14 protein-coding genes are annotated in these 17,312 nt (G+C 65.4%); 7 read left to right on the forward strand and 7 right to left on the reverse strand.

Annotation, left to right across the window (positions count from 1 at the left end; translation table 11 throughout):
• Window positions 1-106: 106 nt before the first annotated feature.
• On the reverse strand, window positions 107-640 hold the full coding sequence (locus ACOABP_RS19155) for a winged helix-turn-helix transcriptional regulator (RefSeq protein ID WP_474229524.1): 534 nt from the start codon (window positions 638-640) through the stop codon (window positions 107-109).
• A 207-nt stretch (window positions 641-847) separates the two neighbouring features.
• Entirely contained in the window at window positions 848-2,005 is a 1,158-nt protein-coding gene (locus tag ACOABP_RS19160; protein WP_474229525.1) for a porin, read from the reverse strand.
• A 299-nt stretch (window positions 2,006-2,304) separates the two neighbouring features.
• Between ACOABP_RS19160 and ACOABP_RS19165 the strand changes: the two genes are divergently transcribed.
• The gene (locus tag ACOABP_RS19165; RefSeq protein ID WP_474229527.1) at window positions 2,305-3,165 is read left to right on the forward strand and encodes a TetR/AcrR family transcriptional regulator; all 861 of its coding nucleotides are present in this window, start codon (window positions 2,305-2,307) and stop codon (window positions 3,163-3,165) included.
• Here ACOABP_RS19165 and uvrA read toward each other — a convergent pair whose 3' ends face one another.
• Window positions 3,166-9,027, reverse strand: coding sequence for an excinuclease ABC subunit UvrA (uvrA, locus tag ACOABP_RS19170; RefSeq protein ID WP_474229529.1), 5,862 nt, complete (start codon window positions 9,025-9,027; stop codon window positions 3,166-3,168).
• 309 nt (window positions 9,028-9,336) lie between these two features.
• On the opposite strand from uvrA, the gene ACOABP_RS19175 reads away from it, so the two are divergent.
• Entirely contained in the window at window positions 9,337-9,546 is a 210-nt protein-coding gene (locus ACOABP_RS19175; RefSeq protein ID WP_474230445.1) for a type II toxin-antitoxin system RelE family toxin, read from the forward strand.
• Entirely contained in the window at window positions 9,543-9,923 is a 381-nt protein-coding gene (locus ACOABP_RS19180; protein ID WP_474229531.1) for a helix-turn-helix domain-containing protein, read from the forward strand. Before ACOABP_RS19175 ends, ACOABP_RS19180 begins: the two co-directional genes overlap by 4 nt.
• Before the next feature lie 18 nt (window positions 9,924-9,941).
• Here the strand turns inward: ACOABP_RS19180 and msrA are convergent, their stop codons facing one another.
• Window positions 9,942-10,448, reverse strand: a complete 507-nt coding sequence (msrA, locus tag ACOABP_RS19185) for a peptide-methionine (S)-S-oxide reductase MsrA (RefSeq protein WP_474229533.1) — start codon at window positions 10,446-10,448, stop codon at window positions 9,942-9,944.
• A gap of 68 nt (window positions 10,449-10,516) precedes the next feature.
• Here msrA and ACOABP_RS19190 point away from each other — a divergent pair, with 68 nt between their 5' ends.
• Entirely contained in the window at window positions 10,517-11,131 is a 615-nt protein-coding gene (locus ACOABP_RS19190; protein ID WP_474229535.1) for a uracil-DNA glycosylase family protein, read from the forward strand.
• Between the two features lie 84 nt (window positions 11,132-11,215).
• On the opposite strand, the gene ACOABP_RS19195 is transcribed toward ACOABP_RS19190, so the two are convergent.
• On the reverse strand, window positions 11,216-11,686 hold the full coding sequence (locus ACOABP_RS19195) for an Lrp/AsnC family transcriptional regulator (RefSeq protein ID WP_066739987.1): 471 nt from the start codon (window positions 11,684-11,686) through the stop codon (window positions 11,216-11,218).
• Window positions 11,687-11,845: 159 nt separating this feature from the next.
• On the opposite strand from ACOABP_RS19195, the gene ACOABP_RS19200 reads away from it, so the two are divergent.
• Window positions 11,846-12,772: a DMT family transporter gene (locus ACOABP_RS19200; protein ID WP_474229537.1), complete on the forward strand. Its 927-nt coding sequence runs from the start codon at window positions 11,846-11,848 to the stop codon at window positions 12,770-12,772.
• Window positions 12,773-12,781: 9 nt separating this feature from the next.
• Here ACOABP_RS19200 and ACOABP_RS19205 read toward each other — a convergent pair whose 3' ends face one another.
• Window positions 12,782-13,252, reverse strand: coding sequence for an Lrp/AsnC family transcriptional regulator (locus ACOABP_RS19205; RefSeq protein WP_066740198.1), 471 nt, complete (start codon window positions 13,250-13,252; stop codon window positions 12,782-12,784).
• A 176-nt stretch (window positions 13,253-13,428) separates the two neighbouring features.
• Here ACOABP_RS19205 and ACOABP_RS19210 point away from each other — a divergent pair, with 176 nt between their 5' ends.
• Entirely contained in the window at window positions 13,429-13,719 is a 291-nt protein-coding gene (locus ACOABP_RS19210) for an AsnC family transcriptional regulator (protein WP_474229538.1), read from the forward strand.
• On the opposite strand, the gene ACOABP_RS19215 is transcribed toward ACOABP_RS19210, so the two are convergent.
• Entirely contained in the window at window positions 13,708-14,652 is a 945-nt protein-coding gene (locus ACOABP_RS19215) for a LysR family transcriptional regulator (protein WP_474229540.1), read from the reverse strand. The two genes, ACOABP_RS19210 and ACOABP_RS19215, sit on opposite strands and share 12 nt — an antisense overlap.
• A 128-nt stretch (window positions 14,653-14,780) precedes the next feature.
• Here ACOABP_RS19215 and metE point away from each other — a divergent pair, with 128 nt between their 5' ends.
• The gene (gene metE / locus ACOABP_RS19220; RefSeq protein ID WP_474229542.1) at window positions 14,781-17,177 is read left to right on the forward strand and encodes a 5-methyltetrahydropteroyltriglutamate--homocysteine S-methyltransferase; all 2,397 of its coding nucleotides are present in this window, start codon (window positions 14,781-14,783) and stop codon (window positions 17,175-17,177) included.
• Window positions 17,178-17,312 lie beyond the last annotated feature (135 nt).

A 17,312-nucleotide genomic window follows, 5' to 3' on the forward strand; every position in this document is an offset into this window, starting at 1 on the left:
GGCTCCTGCAGGGCTGGTGAAGGGGCGGATCGACGGACGGATGAAGATGTCCGGATTCACCAGCGTAGGATGCCCGGGCGGAAGGCGCCAGGCGGCGCCCGCGATGTCAGGCTGCCGGGGCCTTGGCTTTGGCCGGGGGCGGGCTGGCCATGTACGAGGCGGCCGAAGACAGGCGCTCGCGCGTACGGTCATCGGCAGCCGGCCCCGCGCGCACGACGTGGCGCTTGCCCATCTGCAGCGGTTCGCCGCTGGCGGCGTCCACCAACTGGGGCTCGACAACCTTGCCCGTATCGCGGTCGACGATCTGCACGCTGGCCCCTTCGGGCGCGAAATTGCGGTTGCCCCAGGCCAGCAGCGCCAGCAGCACGGGCCGGAAATCGCGCCCGCATTCGGTCAGTACGTATTCATAGCGCGGTGGCCGCTCGGAATACTGGCGTTTTTCGAGCAGCCCTTCCTCGACCAGGCCGTTGAGCCGGCGCGTGAGCATGTTCGGCGCGATATCGAGATTGCGCTGGAATTCGTCGAAGCGTTTCGTGCCGTAGAACGCATCGCGCAGGATCAGAATGCTCCACCACTCGCCCACGCGTTCGAGGCTGCGGGCAATCGGGCATTGCATGTTTCGGAAAGTCTTGCGTTGCATGGCGTTCCCGTTTGTCGGTGTATCGGCCCGATGATACCCACCTTTCGGCGCGCATCGGCCAAAGCCCCGCAGGAACGGGCGGCATCCGGGGCGGCGCCAGCGAAAAAAGGCGCCACGACCCTTTGGCCGCGGCGCCGCAATGCCTGCGCGTCGTGGAGTGCCGCGCCGGCCCCTCGCTTGCCTTGCAATGCCCCGGGACAGCCGGGGTCAGAAAATGTGGCGAATGCCCAGCGACACGCCCAGCTGGCCGCTCGCGTCGGGCGTCTTGTAGTAGACCTGCGACGTCGCCGGCAGGTAACCCACCGACTGGCCGTTGGGCAGATATGAAATGTTGTCCCAGTTCAGCGATGCGTTGCGCGCGTAGTTCACCGCGAAGAACACGTCGGTACGTTTGGACAGGCTGTAGTCGGCCAGCGCCAGGTACTGCTGCGGGTTCTTCGGGTTGGTGCTCACGCCGTTGATGCGCGCGTACTTGATGTCGTCGTAGTAATAGGCCAGCGTCAGACGCAGCGCGGCGGTGGCGTCCCAGTTCACGCCCACCCAGTACATGTCGTCGCGGTGCGGCAGCAGCGTCGGGGTGCCGGTTGCCGGCGCAACGGAGTTACCCCAACGATAGCCGGCCACCATCTTGACCTGCCCCAGCCGGTAGCTGGCGCCGAGCATCGCGCGCATGTCGCGGCCGTAGTCGTTCGATCCCGATGTGCCGGCGGCCTGAGCCGCGTTGAGCGTCTTCACCTCGTCATAGGCTGCCGCGATGCCGAACGGGCCGCTCGAATACGACAGACCCACGCCATAGGCCGAGCCCGCCGCGAAGGTGCCCGAGCGTTCGCCGAACGACCAGTGCGCCATGGCCGTGAGCGGGCCGAACGTGCCCTGGTACTGCACCATGTTGTTCTCGCGGAAGTTCGCGCCTGCAATACCCACCACCGGTTCGAATTCCGGTGCATACGCCACCGGCGTAAAGCTGCCCATCGTCAGGAACGCCGAGGTGTACTGGCGGCCGAACGTCACCTTGCCCCATTGGTTCTGCAGGCCCACGAATGCCTGGCGGCCAAACAGCAGCCCGCCGTTGCCCATCTTGCCGTCGTCGGCATTGAACTGGTTTTCCAGCACGAACAGGCTCTTCAGGCCGCCGCCAAGCTCTTCCACGCCACGCAGGCCGAAACGCGACTGGGCAATGCCCGACGAGTTCATGAACACGGCCGAGCCGCTACCCGGTGCCAGCACCCCGTTGTTGGTGTTCTGCACGTGGTTGACGTACTGGATGCTCGTGGTCACGACACCATAGAGCGTCACGGACGATTGCGCCCAGGCGGCGGGAGCAAGCAGCGCGCCGGCAATGGCGGCGAACAGCGTCTTTTTCATTTTTTTACGATTCCGAGTGTGGTGGCTGATGGCGCCAGTGGTCTCCTCCGGCCAGCGCCCGGTTGCGTTCGTCGACGTTCGACGCCGACCTCCGCATGTCAATTTAATCCCTCGTATTAAATTGACATGGACCGCAGGCTAACGGCATACGCACGTTCAGTTAGTTAGGACTTTCCCGGAGACGGGACAAAAATGAAGGGAAATACGACGCCAGATGGATGTCGGACATCGGATTTTTCCGTATCCTTGCGAGGCTTTCATTTTGATAACGACAAGCTCGCCAGCGACGCCACCCCGCCATGAAGCTCAAGCAAGCGCGCGCCATGATCGCGGACGAGCACCGCCCGCCCGCACACGACACCCGACGCCACGCCGGCCACAATACCGGCAGCGATACCGCTGCCGATACCGATCGCACGACAGGCGCCGACGCGCCCAGCCGCGCCGACGTTGCGGCCCCCGCCGCCCACGACGGCCTGACCGATACCGCCCGCCGCATTCTGGAAATCGCCGAGCGCCTGTTTGCCGAACAGGGCGTGGAACAAGTGCCGCTACGCCAGATCGTGGTGGAAAGCGGCCAGCGCAACCGTTCTGCCCTGCACTACCATTTCGGGTCGCGCGAAGCGCTGGTCAGCCACCTGCTGAACCGGCGCCTGCATCAGGTCAACGAGATTCGCCACCGGCATCTGGACGAACTTGAAGGCCGCACCGGGCCCATCGACATCCACGGCGTGGTGGAAGCCACCATCCGGCCGCTGGTAGAGGTGGTGCTCGACACGGACTGGGGCACGAACTACCTGCAGATACTGGCCCAGACCACGTTCAGCCCGGGGCTGCTCAACAAGGGTCTGGTCGACAAGACCGCCATGAGCGCGCTGTACCGCGTGCGCGAACACCTCTACACCCTGCTGCCCGATGTGCCGCGCGACGTCATGAAACTGCGCATGATCTGGTTCATGGATACGGTGGTGTATTCGCTGGCCCACTGGGTGCGCGAACGCAGCAAGCGGGCCCGCAGCGGGCCGCCCGTGGAAGAACTGATCGATTTCTGCGCGGCGGCCCTGGCTGGTCCTAGGCCGCCGGCATCCGGTGGGATACCGGGGCAGACATCGGGCCTGGCATTACCGGCCAGGCCGCCGAAAGCCCCGCGAGCGCGCTGATCAGCCCGTGGCGCGCGCCTCGTCCGGCGCAGTGCGCGCCAGCACCGGCACCAAAGCGGCGCCGGTATGGCTGGCCTTGATGCGCGACAGCGCTTCAGGATCGGCCGCTCCGACAATGGTGCCGCCATGGGCGCCACCTTCCGGGCCCAGATCGATGATCCAGTCGGCCTCGGCGATCACGTCCAGGTCGTGCTCGATCACCACCACGCTATGGCCGCCGTCCGTCAGCCGGTGCAGCACGCGGATCAGCCGCGCCACGTCGGCCATATGCAGGCCCACAGTCGGCTCGTCTAGCACGTACAGCGTGTGCGGGGCCTTCTGGCCGCGCCGCGTGATGTCGTCGCGCACCTTCGACAGCTCCGTCACCAGCTTGATCCGCTGCGCCTCGCCGCCCGACAGCGTCGGCGACGGCTGGCCCAGCGTCAGGTAGCCCAGGCCCACATCCTTCATCAGCTGCAGCGGATGGGCGATCTGCGTGATGGCCGCGAAGAACTCCACGGCCTCGTCGATCTCCATCGTCAACACATCGCCGATGTTCTTGCCGCGCCAGGTCACCGCCAGCGTCTCCGGGTTGAAGCGCTGGCCGTGGCAGACGTCGCACGGCACCTTCACATCGGGCAGGAAGCTCATGCCGATGGTGCGCACACCCTGCCCCTCGCAGGCCGGGCAGCGCCCCTCGCTGGTGTTGAACGAGAACCGCGACGCGCTGTAGCCGCGCGCCTTGGCTTCGAGCGTTTCCGCGAACAGCTTGCGGATCGCGTCCCAGACGCCGATATAGGTGGCCGGGCAGGACCGCGGCGTTTTGCCAATCGGGGTCTGGTCCACCTCCAGCACGCGGTCGATCGATTCCCAGCCGCTGATGCCTTCGCAACCGTGCCAGGCATGTTCCACGCTGAGCGCCCTGGTCGCGGTCGGCTTGCCGGCCTTTTCGGCGGCGGCCCGGGCCCGGCGCGTGGCTGGCGACGACATCACCGAGCGGCCCACGGCATCGAGCAGGTTGGTCATCAGCACGTCGCGCGCCAGCGTGGACTTGCCCGAGCCCGATACGCCCGTGATGGCAACCAGCCGGCCGAGCGGAATCCGCGCCGTCACGTCACGCAGGTTATGCAGATGCGCGCCCTGGACGGTCAGCCATTGCACCGGCTCGGCTTCCTTGCCTGCGCGCGCCGGCTTGACCGGCCTGCGCGGCTGCAGCGGATGGATCATCGGATGGGCCAGGAACCTGCCCGTGGTGGAATCCGCGGCGGCCGACAGCGCGGCCACGCCGCCCTGCGCCACCAGGTTGCCGCCGCGCTTGCCGGCTCCGGGGCCGATGTCGATGATATGGTCGGCCCGGCGGATCGTGTCTTCGTCGTGTTCCACCACGACCAGCGTGTTGCCCTTGTCGCCCAGCTTGCGCAAGGCATCGAGCAGGATCTGGTTGTCGCGCGGATGCAGGCCGATGGTCGGCTCGTCGAGCACGTAGCACACGCCCTGCAGATTGCTGCCCAGTTGCGCCGCCAGACGGATACGCTGCGCCTCGCCGCCCGACAGGCTCGGGGCGGCACGGTCCAGGCTCAGGTAGCCAAGCCCCACCTCTTCCAGGAACTGCAGGCGGCTGGCGATTTCGGTCACCACATCGCGTGCGATCTCGGCATCGCGGCCCTTCAGGCGCAGGCCATCGACCCAGCGGCGCGTATCCGACACGGTCCATTGCGCCACGTCTGTAATCGCATTGGCATCGAAAGTCACTGCCCGCGCCACGTGGTTCAGGCGCGTGCCACCGCAGTCCGGGCATGGCGTATCGGCCACGCCTTCGGGTTCCTGTTCCTCGGATGGCAGGCTTTGCTCGCGGCCGCGGTCATCGCCGCCGAGCACGGTGTCGTCAAACGCCGCGCGTTGCTCGCCGGTCAGCGCCAGGCCCGTGCCGACACAGGTGCCGCACCAGCCGTGCTTGCTGTTGTACGAGAACATGCGCGGATCCAGTTCCGGATAGCTGGTACCGCAGACCGGACAGGCGCGCTTGGTGGAAAACACCTTGGTCTCGCCGACCTTGCCCGATCCCTTGCCGCTGTGCATGGCGTCATGCAGCCCGTCGAGCGGTGCCAGCAAATGCATCACGCCCTTGCCCAGTTCCAGCGTCTGGTCCAGCAACGCGCGCAATTCAGCCTCGTTATCTGGAGAAACAACGATGTCGCCGACCGGCAGTTCGATGGTGTGCTCGCGGAAGCGGTCCAGGCGCGGCCACGGATCCACCGGCAGGAATTCGCCATCCACGCGCAGGTGCGTATTGCCACGTGCCTTGGCCCATTTGGCCAGGTCGGTATAGACGCCTTTGCGGTTCACAACCAGCGGCGCCAGCAGCCCCACATGCTGGCCGCGATAGTCGCGCAGCAACTGGGCCGCGATCGACGCCGGGCTTTGCGATGTCACCGGCGCGCCGTCATGCACGCAATGCTGGATGCCCAGCTTGACGTACAGCAGGCGCAGGAAATGCCAGACTTCAGACGTGGTCGCCACGGTACTCTTGCGCCCGCCGCGCGACAGCCGCTGCTCGATGGCGACGGTGGGCGGAATGCCGTAGACCGCATCCACCTCGGGCCGGCCCGCCGGTTGCACGATCGAGCGCGCATAGGCGTTCAGCGATTCCAGATAGCGGCGCTGCCCTTCGTGGAACAGGATGTCGAAAGCCAGCGTGGACTTGCCCGAGCCCGACACACCGGTAATCACATTGAACTTGCCGTGCGGAATGTCGACGTTGAGCGCCTTGAGGTTGTGCTCGTGCGCGTTGACGATACGCACCACGCCCTCGCCTTCCACCGCACGGCGCGCGCGGGCAGCCTGCACCGCGGCCTGCAGTGGCAGGCCGTGCTTCTCCTGCTCCTCGCGCTCGGCAGCCAGCGTGCCCGATTCGCCCAGTGCCTTGTCATAGGCCAGCAGTGCGTGGCCGGTATGCGAATCGGCGCAGCCCTTGACCATATCGGGCGTGCCTACGCACAGCACCTCGCCGCCCGCGTCGCCGCCCTCGGGGCCCAGGTCGACAATCCAGTCAGCCGCACGGATCACGTCAAGGTTGTGCTCGATCACGATCAGCGAGTGCCCGCCGTCCAGCAGCTTGCCGAACGCGCGCATCAGCTTGGCGATATCGTCGAAATGCAGCCCCGTGGTGGGTTCGTCGAACATGAACAGGCGCTTGGGCAGCACCACCGCCTTGCGGTTCCTCACGGGCTGCGCAGCTGCCGTCTCGGCCAGGAAGCCGGCCAGTTTCAGGCGCTGGGCCTCGCCGCCCGACAGCGTCGGCACGGGCTGGCCCAGTTTCACGTATTCCAGACCTACGTCGGCAATCGGCGCCAGCACGCGCAGCACGGCCGCATCGCCCTCGAACAGCGTAGTAGCCTCGCTGACGGTCAGCTCGAGCACATCAGCCACGCTAAGCGTGCGCGGTGCCTGCCCGCGCGCGGCGCGCTCGATCTTCACTTCGAGCACTTCGGCACGGTAGCGCGTGCCGTCGCAGTCCGGGCAGCGCAGGTACACATCGGAGAGGAACTGCATCTCCACGTGTTCGAACCCCGAACCGCCGCAGGTGGGACAACGGCCGTCGCCCGAATTGAAGCTGAACGTGCCGGCCGTATAGCCGCGCTGCAGCGCCAGCGGCGCCTTGGCAAACAGCTTGCGGATTTCATCGAATGCGCCCACGTAGCTGGCGGGGTTCGAACGTGCGGTCTTGCCGATGGGTGACTGGTCGACAAATACCACGTCGTCCACCTGCTCGGCCCCCACCAGGTCGCGGAACGCGCCCGGCGATTCGGTGGCCTTGCCGAAGTGGCGCGCCATGGCTGGGTACAGCACGTCCTGCAGCAGCGTGGACTTGCCCGAGCCGGACACGCCGGTCACGCAAACCAGCCGGTTCAGCGGGATCTCGACCGTCACGTCCTTGAGGTTGTGCTCCGTCGCGCCTTCCAGCCTCAGGCGCGGCGTAGCGTCATCCACGGGCCGCAGGCGCCAGTCCGTGGCATCGGTCACGCGCCGGCGGCCACCCAGGTAGTCGCCCGTCAGCGTGGCTTCCTTGCGGATGGTATCGGGCGTGCCGTCGAAAATGATCGATCCCCCGCGCTCGCCGGGGCCCGGCCCCATATCGATCAGGCGGTCGGCCGCCAGCATCACCGACGGGTCGTGCTCCACCACCACCAGCGTGTTGCCGGCGTCGCGCAGGCGGTGCATGGCCTCGACTATGCGGTTCAGGTCGCGCGGATGCAGGCCAATGCTGGGCTCGTCCAGCACGAACAGCGTGTTGACCAGCGAGGTACCCAGCGCGGTGGTCAGGTTGATCCGCTGCACCTCGCCGCCAGACAGCGTGCGGCTCTGGCGGTCGAGCGTCAGATAGCCCAGGCCTACGTCGCACAGGTACTTCAGGCGCGTGCGGACTTCGGCCAGCAGCAGCTTGAGCGCATCGTCCAGCAAGGCGCTCGGCAGGGTCAGGTCATCGAAAAAGCGGCGGATGCGCGCAATCGGCATCAGCATCAGGTCGTGCACGGTCAAACCCGGCAGGCTTTCGAGTTGCGCACGGTTCCAGTCCACGCCCTTGGGCATGAAGCGGCTGGCCGGCGCCAGCACGGCATCGGCGTTGTCCCTGCTGCCCAGGCGCCACAGCAGCGCCTCGGTCTTCAGGCGGGCGCCGCAGCAGGTTTCGCACGGCGTGTAGCTGCGGTATTTCGACAGCAGCACGCGGATGTGCATCTTGTAGGCCTTCGACTCCAGATAGTTGAAGAACCGCATCACGCCATACCACTGCTTGTTCCACTGGCCGTTCCAGTCAGGCGAACCATGGATCACCCAGTGCTGCTCGGCCTCGGTGAGCTGGTTCCACGCCAGGTCGCGCGGAATCCCGGCCTTGGCCGCGTAGCGCATCAGGTCGTCCTGGCATTCTTTCCAGGCCGGCGTCTGCATCGGCTTGATCGCGCCATCGCGCAGCGACTTGCGGCCATCCGGGATCACCAGGCCCAGGTCCACGCCGATCACCCGGCCAAAGCCGCGGCAGGTCTCGCAGGCGCCATAGGCGGAGTTGAAGGAGAAAAGCGCCGGTTGCGGGTCGGCATAGCGGATATCGCTCTCGGGGCTGTGCAGGCCAGTGGAAAACTTCCACACCGGGCCGTCGCCGTCGTCGGTCACGACATTGACGCTGACCCGGCCGCCGCCGCGCTTCAGCGACGCCTCGATGGCCTCCATCGCGCGCACCTTTTCCACGTTGCCGAAACGGAAGCGGTCGGCCACCACATCCAGCACCTTGCGCTTGCCCGTTGGCGATTCGACGATGCGCTGCCCATGCACGCGGGTATAACCGCTGACCGACAGCCACTGCGCCACTTCGTCCTCGGTGGCCGATTCCGGCAGTTCGACCGGGAACGTCACCACCAGCCGGGCGTCGGCAAACGGCTGGCCGGCTGCCGTGCGGGCCTGCAGTTCGGCGTAGATCGTTTCCGGCGAGTCATGGCGCACGGGCAGCGCCGACTGCTTGTCGAACAGTTCCGACGCCCGCGCGTACAGCAGCTTCAGATGGTCGTTGAGTTCGGTCATCGTGCCCACGGTCGACCGCGAGCTGCGCACCGGATTGGTCTGATCGATGGCAATCGCCGGCGGCACCCCGTCCACCTTGTCCACCTGCGGCCGGTCCATACGGTCCAGGAACTGGCGCGCATAGGCGCTGAAGGTTTCCACGTAGCGGCGCTGGCCTTCGGCGTACAGGGTGTCGAACACCAGGCTCGACTTGCCCGACCCCGACGGCCCGGTCACGACGGTCATTTGCCCCGTGTGCAGGTCGAGATCAACGTTCTTGAGATTGTGCTGACGGGCGCCGCGAATGCGGATCGTGCCGGAATCTGACAATTTCTTGCCTCGAATCAGTGAGTTGGATGCAGAACTTAACGTTCTTTGAAAGCATTGAACTGCGCAGCGTGGGCGCAGAAGTGCCCTAACTATACTGTATAAACGTACAGGCTTCCTGACAGCCAACAGACAATTCTGATTTCAGAAGCCGAGCGTCATCGCGCGCACATTCTGGGTCAGAATGCATCCCCAGATTCAAGTCGCCCCCGAATTGAGCAAACATGGTTTGCAAAACATTAGCGATACGCTAACATCGGGATGCAACACGCGATCGAGTTCACCAGACAGGCTACACAGCAGTTGCTGTCGATGCCACGAAACGTGGCCCGCAACATCCGGGCCAAGGTAGGTCTGCTGGCAGCAGATCCTTACGGGCCAAACCAGAACGTACGGAAGCTGATAGGCCGGGATGCCTATCGGCTACGCGTTGGAGATTGGCGCGTCTTGTACCGAATCGAAGCCGGACAGCTGGTGGTCGTCGTGTTGACCGTCAAACCACGTGGGAGTGCATATCAATGACCGCGATACAGTTCATTCAGCGCGAAGGCAACCGTGAGTATGCGATCGTTCCGATCGACCTCTGGGAACGCGTCCAGCATCTGTTCGAAGCCATGGAAGACGTCCGTATCCATGACGCTGCCGTCGCAGACGACGACGGCTTCCGGATCCCTGCCGCGGTGCTGGACGCCCAGCTCGAAGGCGACCACCCGATCAAGGCCTGGCGCGACCATCGCCGCCTGACCCAGGACGCGCTGGCAACGGCCGCCGGCGTCAGCAAGCCCTACCTGAGCCAGATCGAAAACCGCAAGCGCGACGGCAGCGTGGATGTGCTGCGCGCCCTGGCAACCGCGCTGGCCGTGCCGCTGGACCTGCTGGTCGAGGACCGGCCCGCCTGAGGGCCGCTCCCCTGCTTCTTACCCGCGTTGCGGCAGCTTCCAGCCCGGGCGGATGAAGTGGCAGGTATAGCCGTTGGGAATCCGCTCCAGGTAGTCCTGGTGCTCGGGTTCGGCCTCCCAGAACGGTCCCGCCGGGGCGATTTCCGTTGCCACCTTGCCCGGCCACAGGCCCGAGGCGTCCACGTCGGCCGCGGTCTGTTCGGCCACGGTCTTCTGTTCGTCGTCGAGATAGAAGATGGCCGAGCGGTAGCTGGTGCCGATATCGTTACCCTGCCGGTTTTTCGTCGTCGGATCGTGGATCTGGAAGAAAAATTCAAGAATCTGGCGATAGCTGATCTGCTTCGGATCGAACACGATCTCGATGCCTTCGGCGTGCGTGCCGTGATTGCGGTAGGTGGCATTCGGCACGTCGCCCCCGGTATAGCCAACTCGGGTGGTCAGCACGCCAGGGTAGCGGCGAAGCAGGTCCTGCATGCCCCAGAAGCAGCCGCCGGCCAGGATCGCGGTTTCGGTTTGAGTCGTCATCGTGGTTTTCCATCGCAATACATCGAGCCTCGTAATATACGCATACCCCACGAAACTCGCTGACCGCCATGAAGTCCCCCCAACGCGCACAGGGTGTCATACAGATCCTGCAGCGCGAGATCGCCGCCTGCACCGAATGCGCCGCCGACCTGCCCTGCGGGCCGCGCCCGGTGGTCCAGTTCAGTAGCACGTCGCGAATCGTCGTCATCAGCCAGGCACCGGGCTCACGCGTTCACGCCAGCGGCGTGCCGTTCGACGACCCCAGCGGCGATCGGCTGCGGGCGTGGATGGGGGTGACCAAGGACGCGTTCTACGATGCATCGCGCGTCGGCATCATGCCGATGGGGTTTTGCTACCCAGGCAAGGGAAAGAGCGGCGACCTGCCGCCCCGGCGCGAATGTGCGCCGCTCTGGCATCAACGCGTGCTGGACTGTTTGCCCGCCGACCGGCTGACGCTGCTGGTCGGCACCTACGCCCAGGCCGCCTATCTGCCCCGGCAGCCGGAACGGCCGAAGCGGTCCATGACCGAACTGGTAGCCGATTTCCGAAGTTTTGGTCCAAACATGTTCCCGCTGCCCCATCCATCGTGGCGCGTGGTGCTCTGGATGCGCCAGCACCCGTGGTTCGAAGCGGAGTTATTGCCTGCGCTGCAGGCTGCCGTGCGGGCACGGTTGTCAGACTGAGGCCCCTGTGGCCAGGACGTCGTGCGCGTGTGGCGTGCGCCAGCAGGCGGACCGGCGAAGATGCAGCGTTGCCGATGACCGTCCTCACCCCAGCGGCAGCGCGGTACTGTAGAGCACCTGCTTCAGCGCAAAGCTCGACCGGATGCTGGCAACCCCCGGAATCCGTGTGATCTGATCGATGATCAGCCGCTCCAGCGCTTCCACATCGGGCACCACCACGCGCAGCAGGTAGTCGGCATCGCCCGACATCAGGTAGCACTCCATCACCTGCGGCAGCGCGCCGATCTTCCGTTCGAACGTGTCGAGCGTCTCGCGGCGTTGCTTGTCCAGCGAGACGGAGATGAACACCACCACCTTCAGGCCCAGCCGCCGGGCGTCCAGCAGCGTCACGCGGCGAGAAATCACGCCGATCTTTTCCAGGCGTTTCACGCGTGCCAGGCATGGCGACGGCGACAGGTTGATACGGCTCGCCAGTTCCACATTGGTCAGGCTGCCGTCGCGCTGCAATTCCCCCAGGATCCGGATATCCGTGGCGTCAAGATCGATGTCCAGCATATTTGGCTTCATGAATGATATTTTCCAGCATTCTATGCTGTATCCGGATGCGATGACAGGGCGATCCGGACAATGATGCGGTGCGATGAATCGTAGACTTTTGGACATACCGCGAGTCATTCGATGACTCACCAGGCCGCCCCGATTCCACGCCCTTTCATGTCCGTTTTCTCCTCCGCCGGCAGCGCTCGCTCTGCCACGTTCAAGTCGTTTCTGCCGTTGATCGGCGCCGTCATCATCTGGGGCGGGAACTGGCCCGTGATGAAGTTCGGGCTATCGCATGTCAGCCCCTTGTGGTTCGCCGCGCTGCGCTTTGGCTCGGCGGCCCTGATCAGTTTTGTCGTGCTGGGCGCGTGCAAGCGCGTACGCCTGCCGTCGCGCGAGGAATGGCCGCTGGTGTTCAGCGTCGGCCTGCTGCAGATGGCCGCCTTTACCGCGCTGGCGCTCTGGGCGCTGCAATACGTGGCGCCGGGGCGTGCCTCGGTGGTGGCCTATGCAACGGCCATCTGGGTGATTCCGCTGTCGTCGCTGGTGCTGGGCGAGCGTCCGTCGCGCTGGCAATGGCTGGCAACAGGCTTCAGCTACGCCGGGATCGGCGTGATCGTGGCCCCTGCGCTGGGCGGCTGGGAACTGCATACGGTGATGGGCCTCACGATGCTGCTTGGCGCATCGCTGGCATGGTCCGTGAGCATCATCCACCTGCGCGCGCATCGCCATGTCCGGCTGGGGGCCGAGATGATCCCCTGGGAATGCGCGGTGGCAACGGTGCCACTGGTATTGCTGGCCGTATTGCGTGACGGCGCGCCGGACCTGGGCGCCATGAGCGAAATCTGGCCTGCCGTCGCCTACACCGGCCCTTTGGCCACGGCGCTGACCTTTATCGTCGTGCTGAACGTGACCCAGTCGCTGCCGCCGGCTGCCACGTCCATCGCCATGCTTGGCGTGCCCTTGCTCGGGCTGGTGCTGTCGGCCGTGGCCTGGCACGAGCAGATTTCGGCGGATCTGTCGATCGGCCTGGGGCTGATTGCGCTGGGCGTGGTGACAACCGCGCTGGCGCCCCGGCTGGGACGCCTGGCGGCGCGCTGACCCGCTTGCTCAAGGCTCGACGGACAGCTCGCGCTTGAGCGTACGCAGGACAAAGGTGGAATGGCTGTGCCGCAGCCCCGGCAGCTTGTAGAGCTTGTGGCGCAGGAATTCCTCGTAGCCTTCGGTGCCGGCCACCGCTACCTTGATCAGGTAGTCGTACTCGCCCGTCAGCAGATGGGCTTCCAGTACCTCTGGCAATTCGGCCAGTGCCTCGCCAAAGCGGTGCAGCATATCGTCGTCGTGGCGGTCCAATGTGACCTCGATCAGCACGGTGTCGGGCAGGCCCAGGGCCTTCTGGTTCAGCAATGCCGCATAACCGCCAATTACCCCGGCATCCTCCAGCGCCTTGACGCGGTTCCAGCAGGGCGTGGCGGACAACCCCACGCGCTCGGCCAGCTTGGCATTGGAGATCCGCCCATCACGGCGCAGTTCGCGCAGGATGCGGCGGTCGATGTCGTCGAGTTTGGGAACGTTTGTCACGGCAATCACGCATGCAAGGATGAATTCACCATCAATCTACACCATGACGGATGATTATTCTCCATCCAGACGCCGACTGGAGAAATTTCAGAAGCTCATTTTGCGGCCTGGCTGGTAAATTTACCGGACTCCTTGCGAATCACATCGCACCCCGTCACGCACCACCGGAAACTGCCATGCCCGCCCTTCAACTTGCCCTCCGACTTGACCGCTCCGACCTGAGCGACACCTTCGGCAGCCTGGAATGGGTGCTCGCCAATGCCCGCCGCACGGGGCTTTCACTGCAGCAGATGACCTTCGATGCGGGCCGCGCCAACGTGGCACGGTTGGTATGCCACGCTGATACCGTCGAGTTGCTGGAACTGTTCGTGCGCCGCGTGGCGCATGGTGTCGACCTGGAAATCGTCGACGCCGAATTTAGTGGCGAACTGGAAACGCTGGCCGAGCCCGAGGCGCTAGCGGCCTGATCGTTCCGGGCCGTCGGCGTCGTCGAGCAGTTCGATACCATCCAGCTCCGCCGCACACGTCTCGCGCACGATCGATACGAAATCGTCCACATATGGCCGATCCGCCATGGCGGTCGGCAGCACCGCATAGAGTTCGCTCCACAGCCCCCCGGCGCCAATACGCTTGGACAACACGTAGTCGTGGTCGACATAGTTCTTGACGCCCCAGTTCGGCAGCGCCGCCACGCCGCGCCGGCTGGCCACCAGTTGCAGCACTGCCACGGTCAGTTCGGCCGTGCGCCGCTCGAGCTTGATACCGGCCGGCTCCAGCACCTCGCGGATCAGGTCGATCCGTTGCTCCGGTACCGGGTAGGTGATCAGCGTTTCCCCCGCCAGATCCGCGGCCTCGATACGCCGCTTGTTGCGCAGGCGGTGCTCGTTGGCAATGACCGCCAGGATCTCGAAGCGGAACAGCGGCGCCACGGTCAGCCCTCGCTTGGCCGGGGGCTTCGACCCGATCACCATGTCGGCCTTGCCTTGCGCCAGCAGCGCCAACGGATCGGCATGGAAACCCGCCACGAGGTCGATCTCTACTTCCGGCCAGCGGCGTCGGAATTCGTCCATCACGGGCATCAGCCAGTCAAAGCAGGTATGGCATTCCAGCACCACGCGCAGTTCGCCCCGCGTGTCGCTCTTCAGGCGTAGCAGGTCGCGCTCGGCGGCGCTGATGGCTGCCAGCGCTTCGCGCGCCAGTGTCAGCAGCCGCTCGCCGGCCGGGGTAAAACGCAGGCCCTGGCGCGTGCGATCGAACAACGCCATGCCGTAGTGCGCCTCGATGGCCTTGATCTGATGGGACAACGCCGACTGGCTCACATGCACGCGCTCGGCTGCCGTCGCCAGCTTGCCGGCGTCCGCAATCGCTACCAGTGACCGGAAATGGCGCACTTCAATCATCGCAGCCGCCTCGGCAAGTCGGATCAGTGAGTTGAATGAAATTCATACTTTGTTTAAAACATGTCGCTTGATTCATTCTAGCCGCGAACCGACACTGTGCGCCAGATCAGACATCACCGGAGCACGGCATGGCACGTACACACGTTTTGGGATTTCCGCGCATTGGCGCACGACGGGAGCTGAAATTCGCGCAAGAGGCGTTCTGGCGCGGCGAAACATCCGAAGGCGCGCTGCACGAAACGGGTGCCGCGCTGCGCCGCCACCACTGGCAACTGCAGGCCGATGCGGGCCTGGCCACGGTGGCTGCGGGCGATTTCGCCTGGTACGACCAGATGCTGGGCCTGACCACGCTGCTGGGTGCCCTGCCCAAGCGCTTCGGCTTTGATCCGGCCGCGCTGACCCTGGCGCAGTACTACGAACTGGCGCGCGGCAATGCCGCCCAGCCGGCGATGGAGATGACCAAGTGGTTCGATACGAACTACCACTACATCGTGCCGGAACTGGATGCCGACAGCACCTTCGACGGCGGCGCCAACTGGTATTTCGACGAAATCGATGAGGCGCTGGCGCTGGGCCTGTCCACGCGTCCGGTGTTGATCGGGCCGGTTACGTATCTGTGGCTGTCCAAGTCGCACGCGGCCGGCTTCGACCGGCTGAGCCTGCTGCCAAAGGTGGTGCAGGCCTACCGGCGCATCCTTTCGCAACTGCAGGCGCGCGGCATCGAGTGGGTACAGATCGACGAACCGGCGCTGTGCCTGGACCTGCCGCCGCAATGGCTCGATGCCTGTGATCGGGCCTACCCGGCGCTGGCCGACGCCGGCGTGAAGCTGCTGCTGGCGACGTATTTCGATACCGCCGCCGATCATGCCGCCCGCATTGCCGCCCTGCCGGTGCACGGCTTCCATATCGATCTGGTGCGTGCACCCCAGCAACTGCCGGCCTGGCAGGCCGTGCTGCCGGGCAGCGCCGTGCTGTCGGTGGGGGTGATCGACGGCCGCAATATCTGGCGGGCCGATCTGCGCAAGGTGCTCGACACCGTCCGTCCGCTGCACGCCGAACTGGGCGACCGCCTGTGGCTCGCGCCTTCCTGCTCGCTATTGCACGTGCCGGTATCGCTCGATGCCGAAATCCGCCTGGATCCGGAGCTGAAGGCCTGGCTGGCGTTTGCCACGGAGAAGCTGGACGAACTGCACACGCTGTCCAAGGCGCTGAAGCTTGGCGAATCGGCCGTGGCGGAACAGCTTGCCGCATCGGATGCCGCGCAGGCCGCACGCCGCACGTCGCGCCGCGTGGTCAACCAGCAGGTGCAGAAGCGGCTGGCGGCCGTGACGGCCGGCATGGCTGACCGCGACAGTGCATTCGATGTGCGTATCGTCCGCCAGCGCGACGCGCTGAAGCTGCCCGCCCTGCCCACCACGACGATCGGCTCGTTCCCGCAGACCGTGTCCATCCGCCAGACCCGCGCGGCCTACAAGCGTGGCGACATCGGCGCGCTGGACTATCTGGATCGCATGCGTGCCGAAATCGAACTCGCCGTGCGCAAGCAGGAGGCGCTTGGCCTTGACGTGCTGGTCCATGGTGAGGCCGAGCGCAACGATATGGTCGAATATTTCGGCGAACAACTATGCGGCTATGCGTTCACCGAGAACGGCTGGGTGCAGAGCTACGGTTCGCGCTGCGTGAAGCCGCCGGTGATCTTTGGCGATGTGTACCGTCCCGAACCGATGACCGTGGATACCGCGCGCTTTGCGCAATCGCTGACCGACAAGCCGATGAAGGGCATGCTGACCGGCCCCGTCACCATGCTGCAGTGGTCGTTCGTGCGCGACGACCAGCCGCGCGCCCTGACCACGCGCCAGCTGGCACTGGCCATCCGCGACGAGGTCTGCGACCTGGAGGCCGCCGGCATCCGCGTGATCCAGATCGACGAGCCCGCGCTGCGCGAAGGCCTGCCGTTGCGGCGCGACGACTGGGCCGCCTACCTGGACTGGGCCGTCAACGCCTTCCGCCTGTCGGCGTCGGGCGTGGGCGACGAAACGCAGATCCACACCCATATGTGCTACGCCGAGTTCAACGACATCCTGCCGGCCATCGCCGCCATGGACGCCGATGTGATCACCATCGAGACCTCGCGCTCGGCCATGGAACTGCTGGAAGGGTTTGGCGACTTCGACTATCCGAACGAGATCGGGCCGGGTGTCTACGACATCCACTCGCCACGCGTGCCTTCGGTCGATGCCATGACACGCCTGCTGGAGCGCGCCTGCGAGGTGATTCCGCCCGAACGCCTGTGGGTCAATCCGGACTGCGGCCTGAAGACCCGTGGCTGGACCGAGACCGAGGCGGCGCTTGCCAATATGGTCAGCGCGACGCGTGCACTGCGCCAGAAACTTGCCGGCCAGGCGCCGGCAAACTGGAAGCGTGTGGTGCGCCAGGCCGGTACGGCAAACCGCACATCGAACCCCGCGTCGCATGTGCATGGTGCGGCATGCGGACCGACGTGCGCCGGGCAGGCCAGCGCTTGAAAAGCGCCTGAGCTTATGCGCTGGAGCGCACGTTGCGTCGCTGTGTCGCATGGCGGCGCGACGTGCGGCTCCGTATCCTTTCGGTCGAGCCAAACAAGAAAATTGTGAGGTCGCGTCGGCATCCGGCGCGATCTT

The organism is Cupriavidus sp. HE11 (assembly GCF_056097175.1).

Bases quoted from the DNA above. Each gene is read 5' to 3' on its own strand.
- ACOABP_RS19160 (WP_474229525.1), bottom strand. From the start codon at position 2,005: ATGAAAAAGACGCTGTTCGCCGCCATTGCCGGCGCGCTGCTTGCTCCC.
- ACOABP_RS19200 (WP_474229537.1), top strand. From the start codon at position 11,846: ATGTCCGTTTTCTCCTCCGCCGGCAGCGCTCGCTCTGCCACGTTCAAG.
- ACOABP_RS19175 (WP_474230445.1), top strand. From the start codon at position 9,337: ATGCCACGAAACGTGGCCCGCAACATCCGGGCCAAGGTAGGTCTGCTG.
- msrA (WP_474229533.1), bottom strand. From the start codon at position 10,448: ATGACGACTCAAACCGAAACCGCGATCCTGGCCGGCGGCTGCTTCTGG.
- ACOABP_RS19155 (WP_474229524.1), bottom strand. From the start codon at position 640: ATGCAACGCAAGACTTTCCGAAACATGCAATGCCCGATTGCCCGCAGC.
- ACOABP_RS19165 (WP_474229527.1), top strand. From the start codon at position 2,305: ATGAAGCTCAAGCAAGCGCGCGCCATGATCGCGGACGAGCACCGCCCG.
- ACOABP_RS19180 (WP_474229531.1), top strand. From the start codon at position 9,543: ATGACCGCGATACAGTTCATTCAGCGCGAAGGCAACCGTGAGTATGCG.
- ACOABP_RS19195 (WP_066739987.1), bottom strand. From the start codon at position 11,686: ATGCTGGACATCGATCTTGACGCCACGGATATCCGGATCCTGGGGGAA.
- metE (WP_474229542.1), top strand. From the start codon at position 14,781: ATGGCACGTACACACGTTTTGGGATTTCCGCGCATTGGCGCACGACGG.
- ACOABP_RS19215 (WP_474229540.1), bottom strand. From the start codon at position 14,652: ATGATTGAAGTGCGCCATTTCCGGTCACTGGTAGCGATTGCGGACGCC.
- ACOABP_RS19190 (WP_474229535.1), top strand. From the start codon at position 10,517: ATGAAGTCCCCCCAACGCGCACAGGGTGTCATACAGATCCTGCAGCGC.
- ACOABP_RS19210 (WP_474229538.1), top strand. From the start codon at position 13,429: ATGCCCGCCCTTCAACTTGCCCTCCGACTTGACCGCTCCGACCTGAGC.